This is a genomic window from Ammoniphilus soli (genome assembly GCF_040813775.1).
In genome coordinates this window covers 1-559 of sequence record NZ_JBEGDL010000178.1, presented here as the reverse complement: position 1 = coordinate 559, position 559 = coordinate 1, and the positions used below count along the sequence as shown (strand labels likewise).

General features: G+C 36.9%; 1 protein-coding gene. It reads left to right on the top strand.

Translation table 11 applies throughout. The annotated features are described in order from the left end of the window. The first annotated feature begins 233 nt into the window (after nt 1–233). Nucleotides 234–476 (top strand): hypothetical protein, encoded by a 243-nt coding sequence (locus tag ABLT31_RS38940; RefSeq protein ID WP_367761100.1) that lies wholly within the window; start codon nt 234–236, stop codon nt 474–476. Nucleotides 477–559: the final 83 nt, after the last annotated feature.

Genomic DNA, 559 nt, shown 5'->3' with positions numbered 1-559 from the left:
GTAGCAAGGGGATTTTTGACCGAATCAAACTTGTTGTTAAAAAGAGAGTAATATTACAACAGTGTAGAAGAATTTCACACCTAGAAGTAGAATTCTTCTACAACATTTGGCTAATCAGCGTTAGATCTTTAAGAATATGAGAAGAAATGGTTGGCATGGGATTTGCTATTAAATATTAATGTAAATGCTTTCAGTAGAAACTCACAAACCATCGATATTGGGAGGTTTATATGATGATTTGGAAAGGTGAAAAGCTTGTAACCATTAAGGATTTCTTGACCAAGGGAATTAACCGTTGTGAGTCGCAAGAGGAAGCAAAAACCTTCATGAAGCTTTATCGGACAGAAAATCCCCGAGCAGATGAGAACATGGACTTCATGAGCTGTTATTATACTACGGAAGAAATGCTGCGCATTAAAACCTGGTTTGATATAGAAAATCAGAATTATGCCAGCCAGACGTTATTGGCCAAGTAGTTTTAGAGATAGATAGGATGGGAGAAACCTTAAAATAAATATAAATAGCAAAGCTGCAAAGGTGGGACCTCGTGCAGCTTTGA